This window comes from Chryseobacterium scophthalmum, assembly GCF_900143185.1.
GTDB classification, from domain to species: domain Bacteria; phylum Bacteroidota; class Bacteroidia; order Flavobacteriales; family Weeksellaceae; genus Chryseobacterium; species Chryseobacterium scophthalmum.
In genome coordinates, this window is record NZ_FSRQ01000002.1 from 186,434 (window position 1) to 209,303 (window position 22,870).

Below are 22,870 nucleotides of genomic sequence, written 5' to 3' on the forward strand. Positions count from 1 at the left end.
ACGCTATTATATTTATTGTGTTTTTTTGTAGGCAGCAAATTGCATTGCTATAGGAAGGTTATACCGATACGCTACTGGCTCTCCATCTTTTGTTGCAGGTTTCCAAGTGATATTTTCATTAGCTTCTTTTGTAACCCTGAAAACTTCATTATTAAATTTCTCGTTCTCTCCTTCTGCTTTTAAATCTCTTATACTTCCATTCTTATCAACAACAAACGTTATCGTTGATCTTACTAAACCACTAGTCTCACCAAAAATGGCAGAATTAAAATTTTTAGATACTTTCTTTCTTAATTCATTAACTCCTCCAGGATATTCTGCAGGCACCAAGTCTGCAGCAACTCCTTTTACTGCTGTAGAAATATCTTGAAAAGTTTTTTTCTCTACTCTTTCTTCAGTATTTCTTTTAACAGGAATTGTATCTTTTCCTTTGATGAAAGCCTTTATTTTAAAACTCATATGTACAGCTTCATCTTTCTTCAGATATTCTTCGAAATATTTATTTGTCATCATATTAAGCTGGAAAGGCTCTGGATTTTGCTTGCTAATGGCATTTGGATATCTTTTACTTACAAAATGATTAGAGAAATCTTCAGGCGTAAAGTTTTTAAGTTCCTTATTTTTGGTTTTCTTCCCATCAATCCACAAACCGTATTTTTTAGAATCCATAAAGTTGTTAATATCGCTTTGTGTTACTTTCGTTCTTGCAAGTTTTTTAGGAGTATTCATAAAAAACAGAGGGGTTGCCGCTCTTTGTTCTTTTGTAAGTTGAAAGTATAGGTCGTGAAGTTTAGCCCGATCAGATAAGCTTACTGCTTTGTGAAATTCAGCATATTTTTTTTGCTCCAAAAGATTTCCGTATTTTTTAATGACTTGATTGTATTCTGAAAGAGGATCATTTGAAAACACTTTAGAAATTACATTTTCTTTTTCCTGATTTAGATTTTCAATACTTTCTTTAGCATATGTTTTTTCTGCAAAAATTATCGCTAAAACAGCAAATGCGGGAACAGCAAGATAGTTTTTTACTTTGGCAAATTTTGAATTTTTATTGTTCATCATAGTAAATCTTTTTTTGGTGTTATTAAAATTAAACTGATGTATTAAAGGAAGATTCTGTTGTTTTACAATTTCCTGCAGAATTAGTTCCTGATAACTTTTTATGTTTTTATTCTTATTAATTACACTTTCATCAGCAATGAACTCATGATTATCGACCATCGCTTTTTTATAGAAATAGATAAATGGATTGATCCAGAAAACAGCTTTTAAAACTTCCACAAAAAGTATATCTAAAGAATGCTTTTGTTTTACATGAATTTCTTCATGTAGAAATACAGAGTTTTCAATTTTAGAATCTTTAAAATAAGTTTCTGAAAGGTAAATAGTATTCCAAAAACTGAAAGGAGCTAGGTCTTGTTTCAGAAGAAAAACACTTCTGTTTTGATACTTAATTTTTCTTCCTTTTAATTTTTTAATCTTTATAATAGAATATCCAATTTTTAAAATTAAAATCCCTGAAACGATACAATAACCAATTAAAAGAGCTTTTGTATAATCAAAACTTTCCTGTGGTGTTACAATTTGTGCTTCTATAGGTTGTTCATTTCCTTCTACAAAAACGGTTGCAGGAATTTCTTTTACAGCCTCTTTCGTTTCTATCGTCGCAAATGGAATGCATAATGAAAACAGCAAAGCTGCAATAAGATAAAACCTATTGAATGTAAAAGTTTTTTCTTTTGCTAAAAACAAATGATACAAACCGAGCAAAATTCCCGAACACAGAATTATTTTTAAAACGATTAACATAATTATTCTTTTATCTGTTGATCAATAATATCCCGAAGTTCTTTCAATTGTTTCTGTGACAGTTTAGAATTGGATGTAAAAAACGAAGCAAACTGCGTTACTGAGCTGTTGAAAAAACGGTCAATCATAGAAGTCATTTCATCATTGAAATATTCTCCTTTTGCCACTTTTGGAAAGTATTCACGAGAGTTTCCAAAAAGTTTGAAGCCTACCAAATCTTTATTCTGCATTCTTTTAAGCACTGTTGCCACGGTAGTTGTTGCCGGTTTAGGATCAGGATATGATTCTAAAATATCTTTCAAAAATGCTTTTTCTTTTTCCCAAAGAATATCCATTAATATTTTTTCGGAATTTGTGAGTTTTATTTCATTCATATTCTACAAAATTAAATCTTACTCTACAAATGTAGAATAAATTTTTAATTACACAACTTTTTTATGGCATTATTTTTCCTTTCATTTCAGAAACCAATCTAAATTTTAAATATGAAAAAACTTCTCTTACCCATTCTAATGGCTTCAGCAACCACAATCGTTTCTTGTCAGGGAAAAGGAAAACCAAGCGAGCCTTCTGCAAAAGAAGAAAAAGCCAATACCAATTACAAGCCCGCTTTTGAAGGGCAAACCCGTATTGCTCCGGTAAAAACTACAACCCCTTATAATGTAGAAGTTCTAACTAAAGATTTAGGCAGACCATGGGGAATCATTAATTTACCTGACGGAAAATTCTTGATCACAGAAAAAACAGGCTTCATGAATGTTGTTTCAACCGATGGAAAGCAAATTTCTAAAATTGAAGGATTCCCGAAAGTAGACTCAAAAGGGCAGGGCGGAATGCTCGATGTCGCACTCGATCCTGATTTTAAAATCAATAATATTATTTATTTCTGCTATTCTGAACCTTATGAAGGCGGAAATCATACTGCCGTTGCAAAAGGAAAACTTTCTTCAGATTTAAAAAACATTTCTGACGTAAAAGTCATTTTTCGCGCGACACCAACTTATGATGGTGATAAACATTACGGAAGCCGATTGGTTTTTGATAAAGACGGAAATCTTTTTGTGAGCACAGGTGAAAGATCAGATAAAGAAACTCGTGTTTACGCTCAGAAAACCGATAATTATTTAGGAAAAATCTTAAAAATAACCAAGGATGGAAAACCCGCTACTGGAAATCCTTTTATCGGAAAAACCGGCTATAAACCTGAAATTTATGCGTTCGGAATCAGAAGCCCGCAAGGTTTGGCTTTAGATGAAAAAGGTCAGCTTTGGGATATTGAAATGGGACCGAGAGGAGGAGATGAAATTAATTTAATTCAACCCGGAAAAAATTACGGTTGGGGTGATGTAACGTATGGAATTGAATATTCAGGTGAGAAAATCAACAACGGAACCACCCAAAAAGAAGGAACCGAACAGCCTGTTTATTATTGGGATCCTGTAGTTTCCCCAAGTGGTGTTACTTTCTACACCGGAAATATTGATGAATGGAAAAACAATTTATTCATCGCCTGTTTGAGCGGCCAACACATCAACAGGATTGTTTTAAAAGACAATAAAGTGGTTGGTGAAGAACGTCTTCTTTTAGATCAAAAAGAAAGATTCAGAGACGTTCTGAACGGTTCTGACGGAAATCTTTACGGAATTACCGACAGTGGAAAACTGTATAAAATCTCTAAGAAATAAATCTAAAAAGAGAGTCCCAAAGGGACGATTTAACAAAGGATAGGATAAAATCCTATCAAAAAAAGATATTAAAAAAAGTTCGGGCGCAAAATCTTAGATTTTGCGCCCGAACTTTTATCAATTATTATAATGAATTTAAGCTTCTTCCAAATGCACCGTAAAATGTCTTAAAATTTCAGGCTCCCAAGTAATATTATAACCTTTTGAGATTTCATTTCTTCTTTCATATACATTTTTTACTGCTGCTGCGATGTAATCCATGTGATTATTGGTGTACGTTCTTCTAGGAATTGCCAAACGAACCAATTCCAATTTCGGATAACGATTTTCTCTGGTTTCAGGATCCCTGTCTGCTAACAAAGTTCCGATTTCAACCGTTCTGATTCCTGCTTCTTTATAGATTTCTAAACCTAAAGTTTGAGCCGGATATTCTGCACGAGAAACATTTGGTAAGAAATTTAATGAATCAATGAAAACAGCATGTCCGCCAATCGGTTTCTGTACAGGAATTCCGTATTCGATCAATTTGTTTCCAAGATATTCAACCTGAGAAATTCTGCTTTCCAAATAAGCAAATTCTGTTGCCTCATCAAGACCAACTGCCAAAGCAGCCATATCTCTTCCCGCCATTCCACCGTAAGTGATGAAACCTTCATAAATAATCGTAAAGTTTGATGCTTTTCTGAAAACGTCTTCATTATTTAAAGCAATAAATCCTCCGATGTTTACCAGACCGTCTTTTTTAGAACTCATCGTCATTCCTTCTCCGTAAGAAAACATTTCTTTACAGATATCTTTAATGCTTCTGTTTTCCTGACCTGCTTCTCTTTTTTTGATGAAATAAGCATTCTCAGCAAATCTTGCAGAGTCAAAAAATACAGGAATTCCATATTTATCTGAAAGTTCTTTTACCGCTTTCATATTTTCAAGAGAAACAGGCTGTCCTCCTGAAGAATTACAGGTAATGGTAACCAAACAGAAAGGAATCTGCTCTTTTGGATGAGACTGATAAACAGCTTCCAGTTTTTCAAGATTAATATTTCCTTTAAAAGGATGAAGATCATTAATATCAAAAGCCTCATCAATCGTACAGTCGATTGCGTGTGCTTTTCTGATTTCGATGTGACCTTTTGTCGTATCAAAATGCGAGTTCCCCGGAACTACATCTCCATCTTTTACCAAAACTGAGAACAGAACGTTTTCAGCAGCTCTTCCTTGGTGTGTTGGTAATAAATATTTAAACCCTGTAATACTTTGTACAGTATTGTGTAATTGTTCGAACGAACGAGAACCTGCATAACTTTCGTCACCAGTCATTAAAGCTCCCCATTGTCTGTCTGACATCGCTCCGGTTCCTGAGTCTGTCAAAAGATCGATGTAAACCTGCGAAGATTTTAGATTAAATAAATTGAACTTAGCGTCTTTCAGCCATTGTTCTCTTTCTTCTCTTGTAGATTGACGGATCTCTTCCACCATTTTAATACGAAACGGTTCTGCGTATGGTAATTCCATGTGATATATTTTTTAGATTTTATTAAAGAAAAATTTGTTTGAAATTAATTTCAAAACATCAGATGTATTTTTTGATACTGTTTTAATTTTAAATAGTAAGAAAATCAATGCTTTAAGATTGATTAAGAAAACATCAAAGATGTTCTTATAAAATACAATGCTTAAATATTCTTATTAAACCAAACAGTTTTAAAGTGAGTAAAAGAAATCTACTCAGGAGCTTTAAATATATTTTCATCTGAATGAAAACCTGCTACACCACCGCTTACCGCAAATTTCATTGCCGTAGCTGCAGACATTCCTACAACAGGTTTAATATTTTTTTCTTCAGTCACAATCACCCAACCAGAAATTGCATAAGAGTGTGGAAGGTAAACTGCTACAAAATTGTGCTTGTGTACATCGGCCATTTCCCTTTGAGTAAGAAACCCTATTCTCCAGATTTCAGGATTTTCGTTGGTTTTCACCCAAACCGGATCGCTAAATTTTTTCTTATCACCTACAAACGAAGACATCACATCTTTGGTAGGCGAATAAATATGTTTGATACCCGGAGTTTTTTCTAAAAGTCTGTCAACCGCATCTACAAAAAATCTTCCAACAACAAATTTGTTTCCTAAATAACCCAACAAAGCAGTAATTAGCAAAGTAGAAACAAAAACCAACCCCGGAATTTCACTTGCAACAGACGGAATGATATTGTCGATCGACGTTATCACATACCAAATTACAAAAATGGTCAATCCGATAGGACCAATTATCAACAATCCCTGAAAGAAGTTTTTCAGAAAAAAATTAGTCAGGTTTTCAAAAGTCGGCTTTTTCAATTTGCTTTTATCCGTGTATAGTTTCTTTGTTTCCGTAAGATTTTATGATACCTGCTTCATATTCCAGCCATTCTTCCCATCTTTTATTCACTTTTTCAGGGTCACCAAGCTGTCTTGCAAAACCGATAAATGTAGTATAATGATTCGCTTCAGAGATCATTAATTCTTTATAGAAAGTTTTTAGTTCTTCGTCTTTTATATTTTCTGTTAAAACTTTAAATCTTTCGCAACTTCTCGCTTCAATCATTGCTGCAAAAAGTATTTTATCAACAATTAAAGTATCTCTGTGACCTCCTTTTTGGATGAAATTGACCAATTCATTGACGTAATCATCTTTTCTTGTACGCCCAAAAGTGTAGCCTCGTTTTGTAATGATCTCCAGAACCTGTCCAAAATGCTCCAGTTCTTCCTGAGCAATTGCCAAAAGCTCCTTCACGATATCCGGACGTTCCGGAAGCATTGTGATCAGCCCGATCGCATTGGTAGCAGCTTTTTGTTCGCACCACGCATGATCGGTTAAAATTTCTTGAATGTTATCCTCCGCAATATTTGCCCACCTTGGATCGGTAGGAAGTTTCAACTTAAACATAATTTAAAAATTTCTGTAAATTTAAAATAAATTGCGATAAGAATTATTGTTTTGTTTCAAATTCGATAGCAGATTTAGTTTTGAGCAGCTGTTTTCTTTCTTAAAAATTCTAAAATCTTCCAGCCAAAATCATCAAATTTCTTCAAACCAGCCGCAATGATAAACGCTAAGGCAACATTTATGATGTAAATAATGACCATTAAAATCCACCAAGGCATCAATTCTTTCATCGGAACGACCAGAAAATAAACCAACGACGAGCTGATTCCCTGACCGAAATAAAAGAAAATTGCGTTTTTACCGATATAAGTGACGAAATTTTCTTTGGTAATCTTTAATCTGTTGTACAAGACAAATAAAGTCGTCAGTGAAAACAAAGTCCAGATAATGTATGGCGTTTGCGGCGGAAATTTTTGCTTGTTAATTTTAAAAAATATTTCGTTTCCGAAGTACCAAAACATCCAAACCAAAGCTAGGGCAACCAATCCGTAAAGAACAGGAATCATTTTTGTCGGTATTTTTTTACCTCTCATTCGGTTTCCAACAAGGAAAACCGTCATGTAAAAAGCAACATATCCTACTTGTCCGCTCGGATAAATTTCCGGGAAAATATTAAACAATAAAGTTAAAGCAACACAAATTCCGATAAACCAATTGACGTGTTTCGGGAAAAATTTTAAAATTAAAACTCCGAAAACCGTTAAAATAAAGTAAACTTTAAGATACCAAAAGCTTCCCATTACAACAGGAAAAGTATCTGCATTTCTGTATTCGTGAAGGTACCAATTGCCTAAATTCTGCCATTGTGGAGCTGTAGAAATACTCGTTGCTGAATATTTTGAGCCAAATGTAGAATAGAAGCTCTGTAGCCATTCAAGTGAGAAAAAGGTGAGCCCAAATATTTTAAAGAAATAATCTAAAAAGAACAGAAGCGTAACAAAAATCATGTACGTTATCTGCAGTTTTAGTAAACGGTAAAGTGTTTTCTCAATATTGTTTCCTGAAGTGATCCCGCTTAAAGCATAAAAAATTGCGACATCAAAAACCAAAGAAAAAACCCGTATTTCCGGAATAATGTAAAACTGCCCCGACCAAAATGCGGTGTGAATAAATATAATGGAAAGTGTGGCTAAACCTTTCGCAAAATCAATGTAGAGATCTCTGTTCATCTAAATGTGGAATATTTTCCAAAAGTAATTAAACTTTGCGAATATTGTACACAAAGAAAAAGAGGTAAGAATAATGTCTTACCTCTCTACTAAAAGATATTAAAATGAATGTTTATTTAAGGTTTTTAAACTCTTCTGCAGAAATTTCGCCTGACTGAATCTGTTTCAACTCATCAAGATACTGACTCATATAAGCATCTAACTCAGGAAACTTTGAGTTTTTTGCCATTTTGTAAGTTCCGTTTAAAACTCCCTGATAATAATAAAAGAAGTTGTAATCAAAATCTGCAGCAGAAAGGTCGTACTGCCCTAAAAGAAAACCTAAACGCACTGCAGATCTTCTCTGAGGCGGCGTTCCGTGGTGTCCTGCACTGGTTGTCTGATAATCGCCAATACTTTGGGCAAATTCATATGCTGCTGCAATCTGGGCAAATGATGTCTGATTGTAACCATTGGGTCTTCTTAAATAATATCCTGCAAAACCGTCTGCTTCCAGTTCATTTGGTCTCGCTGTGGATTCACTTACAGACGGAAGTCCAAAAATATACTGCAACTGATGACCGTATTCATGAGCGAGGATCATTGCATTAACGATGTTTCCGCCTTTGTTTTTTGCATCGGCATAAATTGCGTAGCCATAGTAGATCTTTCCGGTAGAATACGAAATCGCATTATACGTAGAATTGGGATTAGACGGATCATTTACGAAACGTAATGTTGGATTACTTCTTCCCCATAGACTGGCAATTTTTGTCATCTGAGCATTCATAAAACTCGTGTCTGTAGAGTTCGGCAATGATGTTGTCAATACGGCATTTGAGCTCCAGTACTGGTCTACATAATAGCAGATCTTTTCGAGCTCGCCTGGCTGTTCAGGTTTTAAATTTTCTGTTTGAGATTCAGATACAGGCGTTTCCATTGTATCGTCGTTACATGCTGATAATGAGAATACAGCAAATGCTCCTGCTAATAAGCAGAAATTAAAGTTTCTTTTCATATTGAAATATTTTGGTGAAAGCGAAGATATACAATAATGTGAAATAATTCACTAATTCATACTGAAAAAAAACTATGCTATGCAGGTAAAAAATTATTGTTTAATATTTGATTTTGATATGATTTAAAATCAATAACAAATAAGAGAGAAGCAATTTAATTTCTATATTTGGAGAATCAATCACAAAAAATATGAAGTTTATATACAGCCTTATTTTGGCAATATTTGCCGTTGTCAATTTATCTGCGCAGGGAAATCGCTTTATTTACGAATATCAGTTTAGAATTGATTCCACAAAAACAGACAGCCTGAAAAAAGAGTTTGTGAATCTTGATATTTTCCCGACCAAATCTTACTTTTATGGACAGGCAAAATTTGCAAGTGATTCTATCACGAACAATTCCATCATTGAACAGAGAAAGTCTACGCCGAATAGTTTAAGTTATTCTTCCACCACCGAAGAGTGGAATATTTCTTATTTAATAGAAAAGTCATATCCGAGTTTTAAAACTACTTGGTTTACAAATATTGAGCAGACCAATATGATCGTAGAGGAAACTCCTGTGATAAAATGGCAGATTCTTCCTGAAACACAAAAAATTGAAAACTATAATTGCCAAAAAGCAACAGCGAATTTTGGAGGAAGAATCTGGGAAGCTTGGTTTTCTAAAGACCTGCCTTTTCCGGATGGTCCGTACAAGTTTCACGGTTTGCCTGGTTTGATTGTGAAATTAGAAGATAAAACCAAATCGCATCAGTTTTTATTAAAAGGAAGTAAAAAACTGAAAGCTGAAAACCATTCCTGGGATTATATTTCAGCATTGGAGAAGGAAGCTAAACATGAATTTGAGGGAGTAAAAGTAAATCCGACTCAATACAAAAAGTTATTTATGACTTATAAAAATGATCCTGCAAAAGACATTAAACTAGATTTGGCTAATCCCAATAATTCTATGACTGTAACTACGGGAGATGGAAAAAAAATAACCAATAATGCAGAAATTATTAAATTCTTTGAAGAATCAATGGCTAAAAAATATAAATCAATTAATAATCAGCTGGAAATAAATCTACACAGAAAGTAGAAAATTTCTCAAAATCATATTGTTACTAAAAAAATAATCAGTACATTTGCACCTCGAATTAACTAAAAATTTATAGACAATGTTTGCAATTGTAGAAATAGCAGGGCTTCAATACAAAGTTGAGCAAGACCAGAAGTTGTTTGTGAACCGTTTGAAAGGAGATAAAGGAGGAAAAGTATCTTTCGATAAAATCTTACTTACTGTAAACGGAGCAATCACTGTAGGCGCCCCAGCTGTAAGCGGTATCACTGTAGAGGCAGAGATCCTTGATCACGTAAAAGCTGATAAAGTAATCATCTTCAAAAAGAAAAGAAGAAAAGGTTATGAAGTTAAAAACGGTCACAGACAATCTTTAACTCAAATCAAAATCACTGGTATTACAGGATTTGAAGGAAAAAAAGCAGAGAAGCCTGCTAAAAAAACAACTAAAAAAGCTGACGCTGCTGAAAGCGCAGAATAATTGTTAAACCAAAAAACCTTAGAATAAAATGGCACACAAGAAAGGAGTTGGTAGTTCCAAAAACGGTAGAGAATCTCATTCTAAAAGATTAGGTGTGAAGATTTTCGGTGGACAAGACGCTATTGCTGGTAACATTATTATCAGACAAAGAGGTACTCAACATCACCCAGGTGAAAATGTTGGTATGGGTAAAGATCACACTTTGCACGCTCTTGTTGACGGTAAAGTAGTTTTCAGAAAGAAAGCAAACAACAGATCATACGTATCTATTGAGCCGAACGCATAATTAAATTAGCGTTTTATAAAAATAAAATCCTCAACATTTTTGTTGAGGATTTTTTGTGGTTTTAATAATTAGTTTATTCAGAATAAATTTTAAATGATTTAGAATAACAGCAGCAAATCCCTTTTGGACAACCATAATTACATTCTCCAAAAACTCTATTTTTGAACTCTTTAAAATGTTTAAGCCTACAGCTTAAAGGACATTTAAAAACTTGGAAAACAAAATTGTAATGGTGATAAGTGTTCATGCTTTCTTTAAATCTAAACATAAAATAACCATCTGATTTTGTAATTTCCGCCAAATAGCTTTGATCTTTAAATTTAATTGGTAATATCATTGTAAATATTTTCTTACAATAATACATCAAGAACTAATCAAAAAAGAGTTTGCTAAACATGAAGATAGTTTGCTATAACATGATCTAAAATCCGAACTGAAATCCCGCTTTAATTCCAAATTTAGAAACATCAGGTCTGTTAAGATAATTTCCTCTCCAGTTGAAGTCTACACGGAAGATTCTTATGTTTCCGAAACCTATATTTTCAATACCAAATCCGTATTCATAATACACTTGCTGATCTGGCGCAGAATATTTTAAATTATCAACATTTATATTTTTTGACGCGTCACTCAAAGATCCGTAAGCACCTCTGATGAATGCAACTTCTCTTAACTTCAGTTTCTTAATTAAAGGGATATATGAAAGTATTTTACCATTAAAATGATGCTCTATGTGAAGCGTAGAATAGGTGTCGGCTACAAATTCATAATAATTTAACTGAGCAAATGTATTCGGAACAATTCCATACGATTGGTTTCCTGGAATGATATTCTGCAATGCTAAAGGAACAGTATCAAAGTTTTTCCCAGCTTCAAAATTCAGCAATGTTTTTCCCCAACTACCCAAAAGAATAGGCTTGTAAAACATAAACTGCAATTTGTTATAATTAAAATCAGCATTAAACAAACCTTCAATACCTCTCGTGTATTTTAAAACAATGGTCGGAGCCAAGGTTCCATGCTCATATCGGTCAACTCCGGTTTGAGAAAAAGTAGCTCCCGGTCTTGCTATTAAACTGATTGTAACATGCGAATCATTGGTGGTTTTTCTTAAATCACCATTTCTGAAATACATCAAGCTAAAACCTGAAGGATTGGCAGATTTAATACTTTGCATCGTTCCGTCAACTCTTACCTGAAAGTTTTTCCAAGGTTCAATAGAAGTGAAAAAACTCGTTTGGTTTACCGAACTTAAAGAAGCATTTTCTCCTCTCGCAAAAACGGTTGAAGAAGCAAATGAACGTGATAAAATCCCATCTTCAGTCGTTAATTGTACTCCAAGTTGTGTAATGTCTCTTTTTGTTCCTCCTCCAATCATAAAACGATTGACTCTATTGAACATATATCGACCCTCTACTCCGTATTTGAATTGTTGATCTTTAAAACCATAAGCATTATAAAACTCAATTCTCCAAGGATCATTTTGCGTAAAATACGTTCTTGCTCCTAATCTTATTCTATCACCTTCTACTTCATTCTTCCCATAAATAGAGGTTATAGGACCCAAATCAATTCCTTTGGTCACATTATAATATCGAGAAGCAAGCGTTTCTGTAAGTTTAATAATTCTATTGAATTTTGGGGTCTGTTGTAATCGATCAAGCATTTCGTACACCCCTTTTTCTTCTTTAGATAAAGAATCCGGTCTTGCATTCACCCAAAAAGCATCGTCCTTATCTACAAATCGATCGTCGTATTCTTCTTTTTTTCTTGTGAAAACAGTATCAGCTAACGGTTTATTAAAATCATAATCAGAATAGTCTACAGATCTTTTGGCAATAATACTTTTTGCGGTCTTCTTTTTAGAAAAAGGAGTCATTTCAATTTCTGTAACATATTTTTTAGGCAAAAATGTTTCATCGTCAGGATTATCATATTCCAATTCCGTAGAAATGGAGTTGATGAAATTGACATTTATTTTATTTGTTGATTTTAAAGTAGCTTCCAAAACCGCATAAGAATCGGTGTCAATATAAAGATATCCCTGAAAAGCTAAAACCTCCGTTCTTCTCGGCTGATAACGTATTTTATATGCTTGTTCTCCTCGGATAGAAACTGTATCTGTCAAATTATAATCATACGTGCTAAAACCATCAGTTCCCACCGGACTAGGAAATCCTATATCGAAATAATTTAAAGTATTATCATAAATATTGATGTCACGATACAGGTTTTTAGCTGTAATTGCAATCACCTGATTATCCTGAAAACCTGAAGTTTTCTGGGCAACCAATAGTTTTTTAGTCTTTTTATTAGGTTTATTTTGTCCGAAATGATTATAAATAGATTCGTTTAAGAAGATTGGTAATGCCATTTTTCCTCTTGCGGTAGAATCGGCATAATCAAAGATGAAATCCAACTTATTAAAGATTTTTCTGTGCATAAATGCACTGTCGAGATTATTGGCATCAAACTGAATCTTTTCGTATTCTTTGTATGTGTAAGTATCAAATTTATCAAGACCGTTATTTCTCTTGCGCTTCCAGACTTCCTGCATAATTCGGTATGCCGGATTTTCTTTTTTATTTTTAAATTTCGTTTTCTCATTGTGAATAACAACTTCTTCAATACTGCTTACTTTTTCAGAAGAAAGCGTTATTATAAGATTATTGCTATTATCCGGAGTAATTTCTACACTTTCTAAAGCATAGTTTTTTTTCTGAAACTTTAATTTGTAAATAATACTATCAGACTTCACACTGAAGCTTCCGGAAGTGGTTGTAAGAACAGGCGTATTGTTATCATTAATAAAAACCTCAACAGCGCTAATCTCTTTGCTGGTTTTAGCGTCTACAATCTTCCCGCTTGCCGAGTTTTGGGCATGAAAAAGACTGGCTATAAAAAGGGATATATAAAGGAAACCGTATTTAAATTGATTGGTTGACATCATTCGTATCTTCGAGCAATTAGCTAAACAAAAACTATGCTGTTTTATTATTAAATTTTAAAAGTTTTTTAAAGACTTTTGTGTTTATCTGTAAAACTGCAAATGTAACGAAAATAAAGCTATGAATATTGTGCCTGAATAAAGCTTAAAGCTGATATTTGATAAAAAAAGCGAAGTTATATTTTGGGAAGAAAATAAAACAAAAAAGACTTACAATAATGTAAGTCTTTTTGCTCCTCCTCTTGGGCTCGAACCAAGGACCCTCTGATTAACAGTCAGATGCTCTAACCAACTGAGCTAAGGAGGAATGTTCCTCTTTTAAGGTGGTGCAAAGATAATATGAAAAATAATATCAAGCAAATTTTTTTTAACCAAAATCACCTGAAAAGTGCTATCAGATTATATTTCAGTAAATTAAATTTTAAAATAATTTGAAACAGGAAAGTATTAAAATCAAAAAAGACCTACAGTAATGTAAGTCTTTTTTGCTCCTCCTCTTGGGCTCGAACCAAGGACCCTCTGATTAACAGTCAGATGCTCTAACCAACTGAGCTAAGGAGGAATGTTCCTCTTTTAGAGTGGTGCAAATATAGTACTGATATTTAAACCACGCAAGTTTTTTATTTATTTTTTTAAATAATTTTAAAGATTTCCTGTAACCCATTTAAAAATGTCACTTCCAAAAATCAGTAACATTAAGCCTAACAGGAAGATAACACCCACCATTTGAGCATTTTCCAATATCTTTTGTGGAACAGGTTTACCAACAATCATTTCATATAAAGTAAAAATAACGTGACCACCATCTAATCCAGGAATCGGAATTAAGTTTAAGAACGCCAACCAAACAGAGAACATTGCTGTAAAACCCCAGAAAGCAGTCCAGTCGATTGATACACTTCCATCTTTTGCTTTATCAACAGGCATATTTTTGATTATAGCTAATGGACCACCAACTTTTTTATAACCCTGAACCTTTTTGTTGAAGATTAATTTAAACTGTTTTACCTGATACGTTAAGCTTTCAATACTTCTCGTGAAGCCTCTTCCGATAGATTCTCCAAAAGTAAAATGCTTAGTTATATAATATGTTTTTAATCTTTTGTCTATATAAGAAGCCAATCCTAAAGTACCTTCTTTAGATACCGACAAAACCAGCGGTTGAATTGCTCCACCTCTCATTACATCTACTTTAAGGTCTTTCCCTGGATTATTTCTTACAGTTTCCTGAAATTCATCATAATAAGAAATTTTCTTTCCATCTACTGCAACAACTTGGTCACCAATTTTTAATCCAGCTTGTAGCGTTTTAGGATTGTAGATAGAATCGATTACCGCAGGAAATCTTGGCGTAAGAAATGCTCTAGGATTTTCATCTTTGAAAGCCATCGCTTTACCATCGTCATTCGTTGGGAATGTAACTTCTTTTCCGCTTCTTAAAACAGTAATCTCATCGCTTAATAAAACATCCAAAGCCAATTTATCAAAATTATTCTGAGTTTTTCCGTCTACTTTTAAGATTTTATCTCCATCCTGGAAACCCATTCCTTTAGCAACACTTGTATAATTCATCGGAGCATCAACTTTCGCTGTATCAAAAGAAGTTTCACCATTGAAAAACGAAAGACATCCGTAAATCAACCAAGCAAGGAAGAAATTTACCGTAACTCCACCCAACATGATGATCAATCTCTGCCAAGCTGGTTTTGCTCTGAATTCCCACGGTTGTGCAGGCTGCTTCAATTGCTCAGTATCCATACTTTCGTCAACCATTCCGGCAATTTTCACATAACCTCCGAAAGGAAGCCATCCGATACCGTATTCAGTTTCACCAATTTTCTTTTTAACCAGAGAAAAATAAGGGTCGAAGAAAAGATAAAACTTTTCTACTTTGGTTTTAAAATACTTTGCGGGTAAGAAATGCCCAAGCTCGTGAAGAATTACTAAGATAGAGATGCTTAATATAAATTGAAAGATCTTAATTGCTAATTCCATTAATTGTTTTTAGATTTTAATTTGCAAAGGTAACAATTATCAAAAGGATGCCAAACAAAAAAGCTCCTCTAAATGAGAAGCTTTGTCATATATTGTGGCTGATTTTTAAAAATTGAAAGAAACTCCTAAACTTCCGTTATTCCCAACTTCTGCAAAAACACCAACTTTTTCTGTAAAGAAATATCTTGCGCCAATGTGAGCTCCAATACCGAAATCTCTGCCAAGAACTCCAAGATCAACTCCCGGATAAATATCAAGCTTTTCAGGCAATTCTAAAGCTTCCTTTAAATGGAAATTAACTCTTCCAAATATAAAAACCCTGTTATCGTCGTTATTATCTTTATATCCGTCAAAATAAGCATTTGCTCCGGCTCCGACAGATATTAACTGGTTTAAACCATAGTCGTAAGTCGCGGTAATTCCCGTTCCATAACCCCATGCATTGAATCCCAAATTAACTTTCTGATCCCCTTTTCCGGTGTAGGCTTGTGCGCTGACTGCCACTCCGGCAAAAACCATCAACATAAAAACCAATTTCTTCATAGATTTTAATTTTAAATTATTACTAATCACAATTTGCAGCAAATATAAAACCGAAACCATTTAAAAACTGTAATTTTATGCAAGTTTTGAATTTGAAATATGAAAATTACAGGATTGAATCAGGATATTATCTGGAAAAATAAAATCGAGAACTTTCAGTTGATTGAAAATCAGCTACAAAATCAAGAGGCAGATTTATTTCTTTTGCCGGAAATGTTTTCTACAGGTTTTTGTATGGATGCTGCTGAAGTTTCAGATAAAAATGAAGAATCGCTGGAATTTTTAAAGAAAATTTCAAAAGAGAAAAATACAGCATTTTCAGGAAGTGCTTCTATAAAAGTTAATGATCAGTTTTTTAACAGAATGTATTTTGTGAAGCCAGATTCTGAAATAATATTTTACGATAAAAGACATTTGTTTTCCTTTTCTGGCGAAGATAAAATCTATACTCCAGGAAAGAACAGAGTCATCGTAGAATATCTTGGAATTCGTTTTCTGTTACAGGTTTGTTATGATTTGAGATTTCCTGTTTTTGCAAGAAATAACGACGATTATGATGCTATTTTATACGTTGCCAATTGGCCGGAAAAAAGAGTCGGAGCATGGGAACATTTATTGAAAGCTCGAGCAATTGAAAATCTATCGTATGTTTTTGGTTTAAACAGAATAGGACCCGATGGAAATGATCTTTTTTACCAGGAAAGTTCACATTGTTTTTTTGCTGATGGTAAAGAAATTTCTCAGAAAAAAGGAAATTTAGTTTCTGCCGAATTAAACTTAGAAGAGCTTAACGATTTCAGAAATCATTTTCAGTTTTTGAACGATCGGGATATTTTTGAAATAAAATAAAATCTTTTTTTAACTTTAATTATTCAAAACTTCTTTTCGCTTTCTTAATTTCCTCAAAGCTTTTCTACCTAAAATCACGACAGCGATCACCGTAATAATTGCCAGAAAAGCTGCGATTACCGGAGCAACCATTGCTAAAGTTGCCATAATTCCTGCTCCTGCAGTTTCTGTAGTTCCCACAACAGGATTTCCAATTCCACCCGTTGTCGCTGTGGAAGCCGCGCGAATTCCTGCAAATCCGGAACTGATTGTCGCCGCAGTACCTCCACCTGCAATTAAAGCCAATCCCCACTGTGGAAATGTCCCTAAATCTGCAAACTGACTTGCAAAAAGTACAGAACCCGCAATCGTCGCCATCGGAACAGAAACAGTATCGAGTAAATGATCTACAATCGGAATATAATAAGCTAAAATTTCTGCTAAAGTAGCAATTCCTGTAGTAATTAATGCAGGAAGACCAGAAAGCCATTCAAAACTTTCATGAGTAGGAATCCATTGAAAATAAGATGCTAAACTCACCGCAAACATAGGTAAGAAAACTCTGAAACCTGTTGCTGCAGCAAGTCCAATACCAATAAATGCACTCAAAACATACGGAAGATAGGGAATTTGATCTAACATAAGTCATCAATTGTTTGCTTAAAGCTACAAAAAATATAAACACCTAAAGTTCAAATTTTTAAGTGTGATTTTTGATAATTGAAAATGATTTAGTTTCGGCTCCTTCGGAGCCGAAACTTTGTAGAAAAGAATGAAAAACGAAAGGTTGCGCTCCTACGGAGCGCAACCTTTTATAGTTGATAAGTTGTAATCTTTATGATTTTTTCTGAGACTGACATAATTTAATAAACTCTGCCTCCACATCCTGAAATTTCTCAGGAAGTTCATTCGATACCCAAAACAGCATAGCAATTGTTTTATCTCCAAAACTCGTTTTAAAAAGATCTTTATTTAAGCGGTAACATTCTCTTAAAAGCCTTTTCACCCGGTTTCTGTACACTGCTTTTTTAAAATACCTTTTAGAAACCGAAACTCCTAGTTTTACATTTTCACTTTGTAGATCCGGATTATTTTTAAGAATGATAATGCGCAAATTTCCACAACTCCTCCACTTACCTTTTGCAAAAAGTAAAGTGATCTCATTCTCTTTTTTGAGTTTTTCTTCTTTCGGATATTTAAATTCAGACATTAATCTTTCTTCAGTAAGTGATTGATAACCTCCGAAGCTGCGTACAAACCAAAAATTGCAGGAAGAAAACTGATGGTTCCATAAAAAGATCTTTTATAATTGCTTCCGTCAGTCATTTTCAAGCTATCTTCATCCTGAATTTCATCTGAAAACACACAACGAATTCCTTTATCTATTTTTTCTTTTTTCAGCCTTTTTCTTACTTCTCTCGCAAGATGACAATGCTGTGTTTTGCTGATATCACGAACGATAACCTTAGACGGGTCAGATTTTCCGCCCGCTCCCATCGAGCTTACAATTTTTATTTTTCTGCGTCTTGCAGCAATAATCAATGATACTTTCGGACTAACGCTATCAATACAATCTAATATGTAATCAAAATTTCCACCATCTAGAATTTCTGCCATTCTTTCAGGGTTCAAAAACTCATTGACTTTTATAAGGTCAAGATTCGGATTAATATCCATCAATCTTTCTGAAACAACATCTACTTTATGTTTTCCAACAGTAGAGTGCAGAGCAGGAAGCTGTCTGTTAATATTTGTAATATCTACAGTATCTCCATCTACAATCGTCATCTTTCCGACACCGGCTCTCGCTAAAAACTCAGCAGCAAAAGAACCTACTCCACCTAAACCTACAACCAGAACAGCGGCTTTGTTTAATTTTTCAACACCTGCTTCTTTTATCAATAATTCTGTTCTTTCAAGCCAAACTTTATCCATGCTGAATCGTTTCTAAATTTTCTGAAATTTGTTCGTTAAGTCTTTCTAAAGAAATCCCTTTTAATTCTGAAACCTTTATATATAATTCTTCGATATTAAAATCTTCATTATCAGTTTCCAAAAATATTTTGTCTAATGGAATTGTCTTTAAAACATTCTGCAAAGATAGATTATACAAAACAGCTTTTCCAAAACTCAAATAAAATTTATTTTTAAGTAGACCATCAGCAATACTCTGTTTTTTATTAAAACCATGAATAATCATCGACTGATTTGCAATCTTCTTGAAAGAAATCACTTCGTAGAACTTTCTTACACAATGAATAATTAAAGGTTTTTGAAACTCATTAGAAATTTCAATTTGCCTTTTAAAAACTTGTTCCTGTATTTTTTGTTCGATAGAAATCAATCCGTCGAGTCCACATTCACCAATCGCAAAACAATTTTCAGTAATATTAGAATTTAACCAATCATATTGATATTCAATATTTTCCAATTGAATATCTTGAGGATGAATTCCTATTGAATATGGAAATTCCGGTGGAGCTTCACCATATTCCAGATTGTAAATCCCTTTACTTATGTTTTTCTTATGATGATGAAAATCAAAAAATTCCATATTCAAAAATACTACAATTACCGTAAGATTGAAAATTATTAAACATCTGTTTACAGATATGTTAAAAAGTCTTAACTTTACTAAAAACCTAGTCATGGGAAAAAAGTTTTCTGAGAAGCAAATTCACATTCTTGATATTGCCGAAGAACTCATCGCTAAGAAAGGATATGAGGGAACATCTGTACGAGATATTAGCACAAAAGCCAATATCAATGTCGCAATGATTTCGTATTATTTTGGCTCTAAAGAAAAGATGATGTCTTATCTATATCAGTATAGAGTATTAAAAACAAGAGAGAATTTTTCTGAATTTGCAGACACCATAAAAGATGGCAGACCCGAAATGCAGATGAAGGAAATGATCAAATATATTGTCAGCCAGCTTTTCAGATATAACTATTTTCATGGTTTTGTCACTCAGGAACTTCGTCATACAGAGAATCTTAAAGACGAGTTACTTGATTTTTATCAGCTTTTTGTAAGAAAATTAGATGAAGTCATCAAAAAAGGGGTTACTTCAGGAGCTTTCACATTTACACCAAAACCCGAGGATATCCTTACCACAATACTTGGTTCTACCTTGTTTGTCATCAGAAATAAAAACTTCTACGAGCTGTATGTTCCTCACAAAGATGATGAATCTTACACCAAAGAAGCCGAAAAAAAGGTGAGAATGAATCTCTTAATGAATGTTTTTGCTATTTTGGGATACGCAGCAGACTAATTTTACGTTAAATAATCATAAAAAAAAATCTTTTAGCAAAAAAGTTATATTTTTGCAAATTAATAGGTCGGTAAACCCGAAAACTGTTACATTTTATATGAAAAAGTATATTTTAGGTATTTTCGCCATTGCTGTTTTGGCATCGTGCAAAAGTCAGCAGGAAAAAGCGTTGAGAAGTGCAGACAAAAACTTTATTCTTAAAGCTGCAAACGAAAATTTTGCTAAAAAGAAGTGGAAAAATGCATTGGCACTTTATGACAGACTTCCAAATTTGGTTGCAGGTACAGATGATGCACCGAATGTGGTTTTCAATTCTGCCTATGCTAATTATTACGATAAAAACTACAGACTGGCTGGAAATCAGTTTAAAAACTTCTCAGTAAGTTTCCCTCAGGATAACAGAAAAGAAGAAGCGGCATACATGTCTGCATTGTGTTACTACAATGGTTCTATGGATTATAACTTAGATCAGTCTAGTACAGAATTGGCAATTAATGAACTTCAGGAGTTTTTGAATGCATATCCTAATTCTGAAAGATCAAAAAACATCAATACAATGATTGATGAGCTTTCATATAAATTAGAATTCAAAGCTTACGAAAATGCCAAACAATATTTCAAAATGGCAGACTACAAAGCTTCAGTTACTACTTTTGAAAACGTTTTAGATGATTTTCCAAGTACAAAGCTTCGTCCGAAAATCTATGATTATATGATGAAGGCGCGTTATTCTTTAGCTTTAGGTTCAAATTATGACTTAAAAGGTGAGCGTATTGAAAGCGCTTTAGCTTTTACAAGACAGGTTGAAAAAGAACTTCCCGATACAGAATATTCTAAAACAGCTTTAGATTTAAGACAAAAGCTTGAAAAAGAAAAGAAAGATTTTGTTGTCGCTAAAAAACAAATGGACGAAAAAATTGCAGTACTAACCGCAAAACAGAAAAAGATTGCGGATAAGCTTGCAGAACAGAATAAAACAGAACAGCAAATAAAAGAACAAATTGCTAACGAGAAGAAAGCAATGCAGATTCAGAGGGATAGTGCAGCGTTACAGACACCTCCTCCTGCGGCGACTTTCAAAATCCAAAGATAATTCGTAAATTTGCCACCTTATAAATAAAATAATTTTCTCAAAATGAGCGTAAAAGATACAAAAGCAGAAGTAAATACTATTACTTACGATAAAGATAAGATTGAAGATAAAGTAGGTTCAATCTATGAAGCTATTGTGATCATGGGGAAAAGAGCAGAGCAGATCAATGCAGAAATCCGTACTGAATTACACAATAAATTAGACGAATTTGCTGTTCACAACTCTACTTTGGAAGAAGTTTTTGAAAACAGAGAGCAGATCGAAATTTCAAAACATTACGAAAAACTTCCAAAACCAACATCTATCGCTATCCAAGAATGGTTAGACGATGATGTATATTTCAGAAAGACTGAAGAAAGAAAATAATAAATTTTATTTTTATAAAATATAAAATCATAGAAGATTCGTTTCTTCTATGATTTTTGTTGTTTGTATATATCAATTCTGTTTAAATTCTCAATTGCAGATAAAATGCTGACCATTAAGATAAAGACATTCTTGAAAAAATCAGTAAATTAGTCCTTTAAAAAAATCTACATGAGTATTTCCGGGAAAAAGATTCTCATTGCCGTTTCTGGTGGAATAGCTGCCTACAAAATTCATTTCCTCATTAGAGATTTGGTAAAAAAAGGCGCCGAAGTTCAGGTAATTATGTCTCCTGATGCAGAACATTTTGTGACCAAGCTGAGTCTTTCCACGCTTTCAAAAAATCCTGTTTATACAGAGTTTTACAGCGACAACGGAACCTGGAACAGTCATGTTGAAATGGCACTTTGGGCAGATGTAATGATTGTTGCGCCTTGTACAGCAAATACTTTGGCAAAAATGATTCACGGGATTTGTGATAATTTGTTGATTGCAACATATATGTCTGCAAAATGCCCAGTTTTCATTGCTCCTGCGATGGATTTGGATATGTATCAACATCCTTCAACTAAAAACAATCTGAAACTTGCCGAAGAATTTGGTCACACTGTAATTCCTGCAGAAAGTGGTGAACTGGCAAGTGGTTTAGTCGGTCAGGGAAGAATGGCAGAACCGGAAACGATTGTAAAAACTATTGAAGAATTTTTTAATTCAGATCAAAAAAAATATTTGCAAGGAAAAACGGTTTTAATTACAGCCGGACCAACCTACGAAGCCATTGACCCTGTTCGTTTTATAGGGAATCATTCTTCAGGAAAAATGGGTTTTTCTTTAGCTGAAGAAGCTGCAAAAAGAGGAGCAAAAGTAATTTTGATTTCAGGACCGAGCTCTTTGAATCCAAAACATGAAAATATCGATTTACACAGAATTACATCAGCAAAAGAAATGCTCGATAAAGTTTTCGAATATTATGATACCATCGATATAGGAATCGCAAGTGCGGCTGTCGCAGACTACGCCCCGAAAGTAGTAGCTTCAGAAAAAATTAAAAAAAACGAAGATACTTTTTCAATAGAACTCATTAAAAATCCGGATATTCTGAAAACGATGGGTGATAAAAAAGCGCACCAGTTTTTAGTTGGATTTGCTTTGGAAACTCAGAACGAAGAAGAAAATGCAAAAGGAAAACTGGTGAAGAAAAATTTAGATATGATTGTTCTGAATTCACTTCGTGACGAAGGTGCCGGTTTTAAAAATGACACCAATAAAATAAAGATATTTACCAAAACAGAGAAAATGGAATTTGATTTAAAATCAAAAGAAAATGTCGCTAAAGATATTCTCGATTGTATTGAAGCTCAGTTTTTAAAATAAATGTTATAAATTTCCGTTTTCAACTTT

22 protein-coding genes, 2 tRNA genes and 1 pseudogene are annotated in these 22,870 nt (G+C 33.6%); 9 read left to right on the forward strand and 16 right to left on the reverse strand.

Translation table 11 applies throughout. The annotated features are described in order from the left end of the window. Window positions 1-12 precede the first annotated feature (12 nt). Both BUR17_RS10985 and BUR17_RS10990 read right to left on the reverse strand, forming a co-directional pair. A complete protein-coding gene (locus BUR17_RS10985) occupies window positions 13-1,809 on the reverse strand; it encodes a M56 family metallopeptidase (RefSeq protein WP_074230433.1) in 1,797 nt (598 codons plus the stop codon). 2 nt (window positions 1,810-1,811) lie between these two features. Continuing rightward, on the reverse strand, window positions 1,812-2,183 hold the full coding sequence (locus BUR17_RS10990) for a BlaI/MecI/CopY family transcriptional regulator (RefSeq protein WP_074230434.1): 372 nt from the start codon (window positions 2,181-2,183) through the stop codon (window positions 1,812-1,814). Between the two features lie 111 nt (window positions 2,184-2,294). On the opposite strand from BUR17_RS10990, the gene BUR17_RS10995 reads away from it, so the two are divergent. Next, the gene (locus tag BUR17_RS10995) at window positions 2,295-3,494 is read left to right on the forward strand and encodes a PQQ-dependent sugar dehydrogenase (protein ID WP_074230435.1); all 1,200 of its coding nucleotides are present in this window, start codon (window positions 2,295-2,297) and stop codon (window positions 3,492-3,494) included. 135 nt (window positions 3,495-3,629) lie between these two features. Here the strand turns inward: BUR17_RS10995 and BUR17_RS11000 are convergent, their stop codons facing one another. From BUR17_RS11000 to BUR17_RS11020, 5 genes are all read right to left on the reverse strand, one after another. After that, entirely contained in the window at window positions 3,630-5,006 is a 1,377-nt protein-coding gene (locus BUR17_RS11000; RefSeq protein ID WP_074230436.1) for a tryptophanase, read from the reverse strand. Between the two features lie 209 nt (window positions 5,007-5,215). Further along, the gene (locus BUR17_RS11005) at window positions 5,216-5,833 is read right to left on the reverse strand and encodes a DUF502 domain-containing protein (protein WP_066675318.1); all 618 of its coding nucleotides are present in this window, start codon (window positions 5,831-5,833) and stop codon (window positions 5,216-5,218) included. A gap of 7 nt (window positions 5,834-5,840) precedes the next feature. Continuing rightward, a complete protein-coding gene (gene miaE / locus BUR17_RS11010) occupies window positions 5,841-6,422 on the reverse strand; it encodes a tRNA-(ms[2]io[6]A)-hydroxylase (protein WP_074230437.1) in 582 nt (193 codons plus the stop codon). 74 nt (window positions 6,423-6,496) lie between these two features. Then, window positions 6,497-7,591, reverse strand: coding sequence for an acyltransferase family protein (locus BUR17_RS11015; RefSeq protein ID WP_074230438.1), 1,095 nt, complete (start codon window positions 7,589-7,591; stop codon window positions 6,497-6,499). A gap of 112 nt (window positions 7,592-7,703) precedes the next feature. Further along, window positions 7,704-8,588: a neutral zinc metallopeptidase gene (locus BUR17_RS11020; protein ID WP_074230439.1), complete on the reverse strand. Its 885-nt coding sequence runs from the start codon at window positions 8,586-8,588 to the stop codon at window positions 7,704-7,706. Window positions 8,589-8,779: 191 nt separating this feature from the next. Here BUR17_RS11020 and BUR17_RS11025 point away from each other — a divergent pair, with 191 nt between their 5' ends. The 3 genes and pseudogenes from BUR17_RS11025 (at window position 8,780) to rpmA (ending at window position 10,419) form a co-directional block, all read left to right on the forward strand. Next, entirely contained in the window at window positions 8,780-9,673 is an 894-nt protein-coding gene (locus BUR17_RS11025) for a GLPGLI family protein (RefSeq protein WP_074230440.1), read from the forward strand. Between the two features lie 79 nt (window positions 9,674-9,752). Next, window positions 9,753-10,130: pseudogene (gene rplU / locus BUR17_RS11030) on the forward strand (50S ribosomal protein L21); the annotation flags it as partial. Between the two features lie 31 nt (window positions 10,131-10,161). Continuing rightward, window positions 10,162-10,419 (forward strand): 50S ribosomal protein L27, encoded by a 258-nt coding sequence (gene rpmA, locus BUR17_RS11035; RefSeq protein WP_034677604.1) that lies wholly within the window; start codon window positions 10,162-10,164, stop codon window positions 10,417-10,419. A 421-nt stretch (window positions 10,420-10,840) separates the two neighbouring features. Here rpmA and BUR17_RS11040 read toward each other — a convergent pair whose 3' ends face one another. From BUR17_RS11040 to BUR17_RS11060, 5 genes are all read right to left on the reverse strand, one after another. After that, window positions 10,841-13,366, reverse strand: coding sequence for a DUF5686 family protein (locus BUR17_RS11040; RefSeq protein ID WP_084550573.1), 2,526 nt, complete (start codon window positions 13,364-13,366; stop codon window positions 10,841-10,843). 233 nt (window positions 13,367-13,599) lie between these two features. Then, window positions 13,600-13,673, reverse strand: a tRNA-Asn gene (locus BUR17_RS11045). 181 nt (window positions 13,674-13,854) lie between these two features. After that, a tRNA-Asn gene (locus BUR17_RS11050) sits at window positions 13,855-13,928 on the reverse strand. A gap of 80 nt (window positions 13,929-14,008) precedes the next feature. Continuing rightward, complete coding sequence (rseP, locus tag BUR17_RS11055) at window positions 14,009-15,361, reverse strand: RIP metalloprotease RseP (RefSeq protein ID WP_074230441.1); 1,353 nt, start codon at window positions 15,359-15,361, stop codon at window positions 14,009-14,011. Between the two features lie 105 nt (window positions 15,362-15,466). Then, a complete protein-coding gene (locus BUR17_RS11060; protein ID WP_066675442.1) occupies window positions 15,467-15,904 on the reverse strand; it encodes a DUF6646 family protein in 438 nt (145 codons plus the stop codon). A 99-nt stretch (window positions 15,905-16,003) separates the two neighbouring features. Between BUR17_RS11060 and BUR17_RS11065 the strand changes: the two genes are divergently transcribed. Next, window positions 16,004-16,753 (forward strand): nitrilase-related carbon-nitrogen hydrolase, encoded by a 750-nt coding sequence (locus tag BUR17_RS11065; protein WP_074230442.1) that lies wholly within the window; start codon window positions 16,004-16,006, stop codon window positions 16,751-16,753. 15 nt (window positions 16,754-16,768) lie between these two features. Here the strand turns inward: BUR17_RS11065 and BUR17_RS11070 are convergent, their stop codons facing one another. From BUR17_RS11070 to BUR17_RS11085, 4 genes are all read right to left on the reverse strand, one after another. Beyond that, window positions 16,769-17,374 (reverse strand): DUF4126 domain-containing protein, encoded by a 606-nt coding sequence (locus tag BUR17_RS11070; RefSeq protein WP_074230443.1) that lies wholly within the window; start codon window positions 17,372-17,374, stop codon window positions 16,769-16,771. A 193-nt stretch (window positions 17,375-17,567) separates the two neighbouring features. Then, window positions 17,568-17,942 carry a ribonuclease P protein component gene (gene rnpA / locus BUR17_RS11075; protein ID WP_074230444.1) on the reverse strand — a complete coding sequence of 125 codons (375 nt, stop codon included), beginning with the start codon at window positions 17,940-17,942 and terminating at the stop codon, window positions 17,568-17,570. Further along, window positions 17,942-18,667: a tRNA threonylcarbamoyladenosine dehydratase gene (locus BUR17_RS11080; RefSeq protein WP_074230445.1), complete on the reverse strand. Its 726-nt coding sequence runs from the start codon at window positions 18,665-18,667 to the stop codon at window positions 17,942-17,944. Before BUR17_RS11080 ends, rnpA begins: the two co-directional genes overlap by 1 nt. Further along, on the reverse strand, window positions 18,660-19,286 hold the full coding sequence (locus BUR17_RS11085) for a TatD family hydrolase (protein ID WP_074231179.1): 627 nt from the start codon (window positions 19,284-19,286) through the stop codon (window positions 18,660-18,662). Before BUR17_RS11085 ends, BUR17_RS11080 begins: the two co-directional genes overlap by 8 nt. A gap of 94 nt (window positions 19,287-19,380) precedes the next feature. Here BUR17_RS11085 and BUR17_RS11090 point away from each other — a divergent pair, with 94 nt between their 5' ends. The 4 genes from BUR17_RS11090 (at window position 19,381) to coaBC (ending at window position 22,843) form a co-directional block, all read left to right on the forward strand. Continuing rightward, on the forward strand, window positions 19,381-20,010 hold the full coding sequence (locus BUR17_RS11090; RefSeq protein ID WP_074230446.1) for a TetR/AcrR family transcriptional regulator: 630 nt from the start codon (window positions 19,381-19,383) through the stop codon (window positions 20,008-20,010). A 97-nt stretch (window positions 20,011-20,107) separates the two neighbouring features. Then, window positions 20,108-21,103: an outer membrane protein assembly factor BamD gene (locus BUR17_RS11095; protein ID WP_074231181.1), complete on the forward strand. Its 996-nt coding sequence runs from the start codon at window positions 20,108-20,110 to the stop codon at window positions 21,101-21,103. Window positions 21,104-21,145: 42 nt separating this feature from the next. Beyond that, window positions 21,146-21,469: a DNA-directed RNA polymerase subunit omega gene (locus tag BUR17_RS11100; RefSeq protein WP_074230447.1), complete on the forward strand. Its 324-nt coding sequence runs from the start codon at window positions 21,146-21,148 to the stop codon at window positions 21,467-21,469. 171 nt (window positions 21,470-21,640) lie between these two features. After that, the gene (gene coaBC / locus BUR17_RS11105) at window positions 21,641-22,843 is read left to right on the forward strand and encodes a bifunctional phosphopantothenoylcysteine decarboxylase/phosphopantothenate--cysteine ligase CoaBC (RefSeq protein WP_074230448.1); all 1,203 of its coding nucleotides are present in this window, start codon (window positions 21,641-21,643) and stop codon (window positions 22,841-22,843) included. Window positions 22,844-22,870 lie beyond the last annotated feature (27 nt).

What these genes read in the sequence shown, in the direction of transcription:
- BUR17_RS11070 (WP_074230443.1), bottom strand. Translation starts at nt 17,374, where the DNA reads ATGTTAGATCAAATTCCCTATCTTCCGTATGTTTTGAGTGCATTTATT.
- BUR17_RS10990 (WP_074230434.1), bottom strand. Translation starts at nt 2,183, where the DNA reads ATGAATGAAATAAAACTCACAAATTCCGAAAAAATATTAATGGATATT.
- BUR17_RS11020 (WP_074230439.1), bottom strand. Translation starts at nt 8,588, where the DNA reads ATGAAAAGAAACTTTAATTTCTGCTTATTAGCAGGAGCATTTGCTGTA.
- miaE (WP_074230437.1), bottom strand. Translation starts at nt 6,422, where the DNA reads ATGTTTAAGTTGAAACTTCCTACCGATCCAAGGTGGGCAAATATTGCG.
- coaBC (WP_074230448.1), top strand. Translation starts at nt 21,641, where the DNA reads ATGAGTATTTCCGGGAAAAAGATTCTCATTGCCGTTTCTGGTGGAATA.
- BUR17_RS11090 (WP_074230446.1), top strand. Translation starts at nt 19,381, where the DNA reads ATGGGAAAAAAGTTTTCTGAGAAGCAAATTCACATTCTTGATATTGCC.
- BUR17_RS10985 (WP_074230433.1), bottom strand. Translation starts at nt 1,809, where the DNA reads ATGTTAATCGTTTTAAAAATAATTCTGTGTTCGGGAATTTTGCTCGGT.
- BUR17_RS10995 (WP_074230435.1), top strand. Translation starts at nt 2,295, where the DNA reads ATGAAAAAACTTCTCTTACCCATTCTAATGGCTTCAGCAACCACAATC.
- BUR17_RS11095 (WP_074231181.1), top strand. Translation starts at nt 20,108, where the DNA reads ATGAAAAAGTATATTTTAGGTATTTTCGCCATTGCTGTTTTGGCATCG.
- BUR17_RS11080 (WP_074230445.1), bottom strand. Translation starts at nt 18,667, where the DNA reads ATGGATAAAGTTTGGCTTGAAAGAACAGAATTATTGATAAAAGAAGCA.
- BUR17_RS11025 (WP_074230440.1), top strand. Translation starts at nt 8,780, where the DNA reads ATGAAGTTTATATACAGCCTTATTTTGGCAATATTTGCCGTTGTCAAT.
- BUR17_RS11000 (WP_074230436.1), bottom strand. Translation starts at nt 5,006, where the DNA reads ATGGAATTACCATACGCAGAACCGTTTCGTATTAAAATGGTGGAAGAG.
- BUR17_RS11060 (WP_066675442.1), bottom strand. Translation starts at nt 15,904, where the DNA reads ATGAAGAAATTGGTTTTTATGTTGATGGTTTTTGCCGGAGTGGCAGTC.
- BUR17_RS11040 (WP_084550573.1), bottom strand. Translation starts at nt 13,366, where the DNA reads ATGTCAACCAATCAATTTAAATACGGTTTCCTTTATATATCCCTTTTT.
- BUR17_RS11015 (WP_074230438.1), bottom strand. Translation starts at nt 7,591, where the DNA reads ATGAACAGAGATCTCTACATTGATTTTGCGAAAGGTTTAGCCACACTT.
- rseP (WP_074230441.1), bottom strand. Translation starts at nt 15,361, where the DNA reads ATGGAATTAGCAATTAAGATCTTTCAATTTATATTAAGCATCTCTATC.
- rnpA (WP_074230444.1), bottom strand. Translation starts at nt 17,942, where the DNA reads ATGTCTGAATTTAAATATCCGAAAGAAGAAAAACTCAAAAAAGAGAAT.
- rpmA (WP_034677604.1), top strand. Translation starts at nt 10,162, where the DNA reads ATGGCACACAAGAAAGGAGTTGGTAGTTCCAAAAACGGTAGAGAATCT.
- BUR17_RS11100 (WP_074230447.1), top strand. Translation starts at nt 21,146, where the DNA reads ATGAGCGTAAAAGATACAAAAGCAGAAGTAAATACTATTACTTACGAT.
- BUR17_RS11085 (WP_074231179.1), bottom strand. Translation starts at nt 19,286, where the DNA reads ATGGAATTTTTTGATTTTCATCATCATAAGAAAAACATAAGTAAAGGG.
- BUR17_RS11065 (WP_074230442.1), top strand. Translation starts at nt 16,004, where the DNA reads ATGAAAATTACAGGATTGAATCAGGATATTATCTGGAAAAATAAAATC.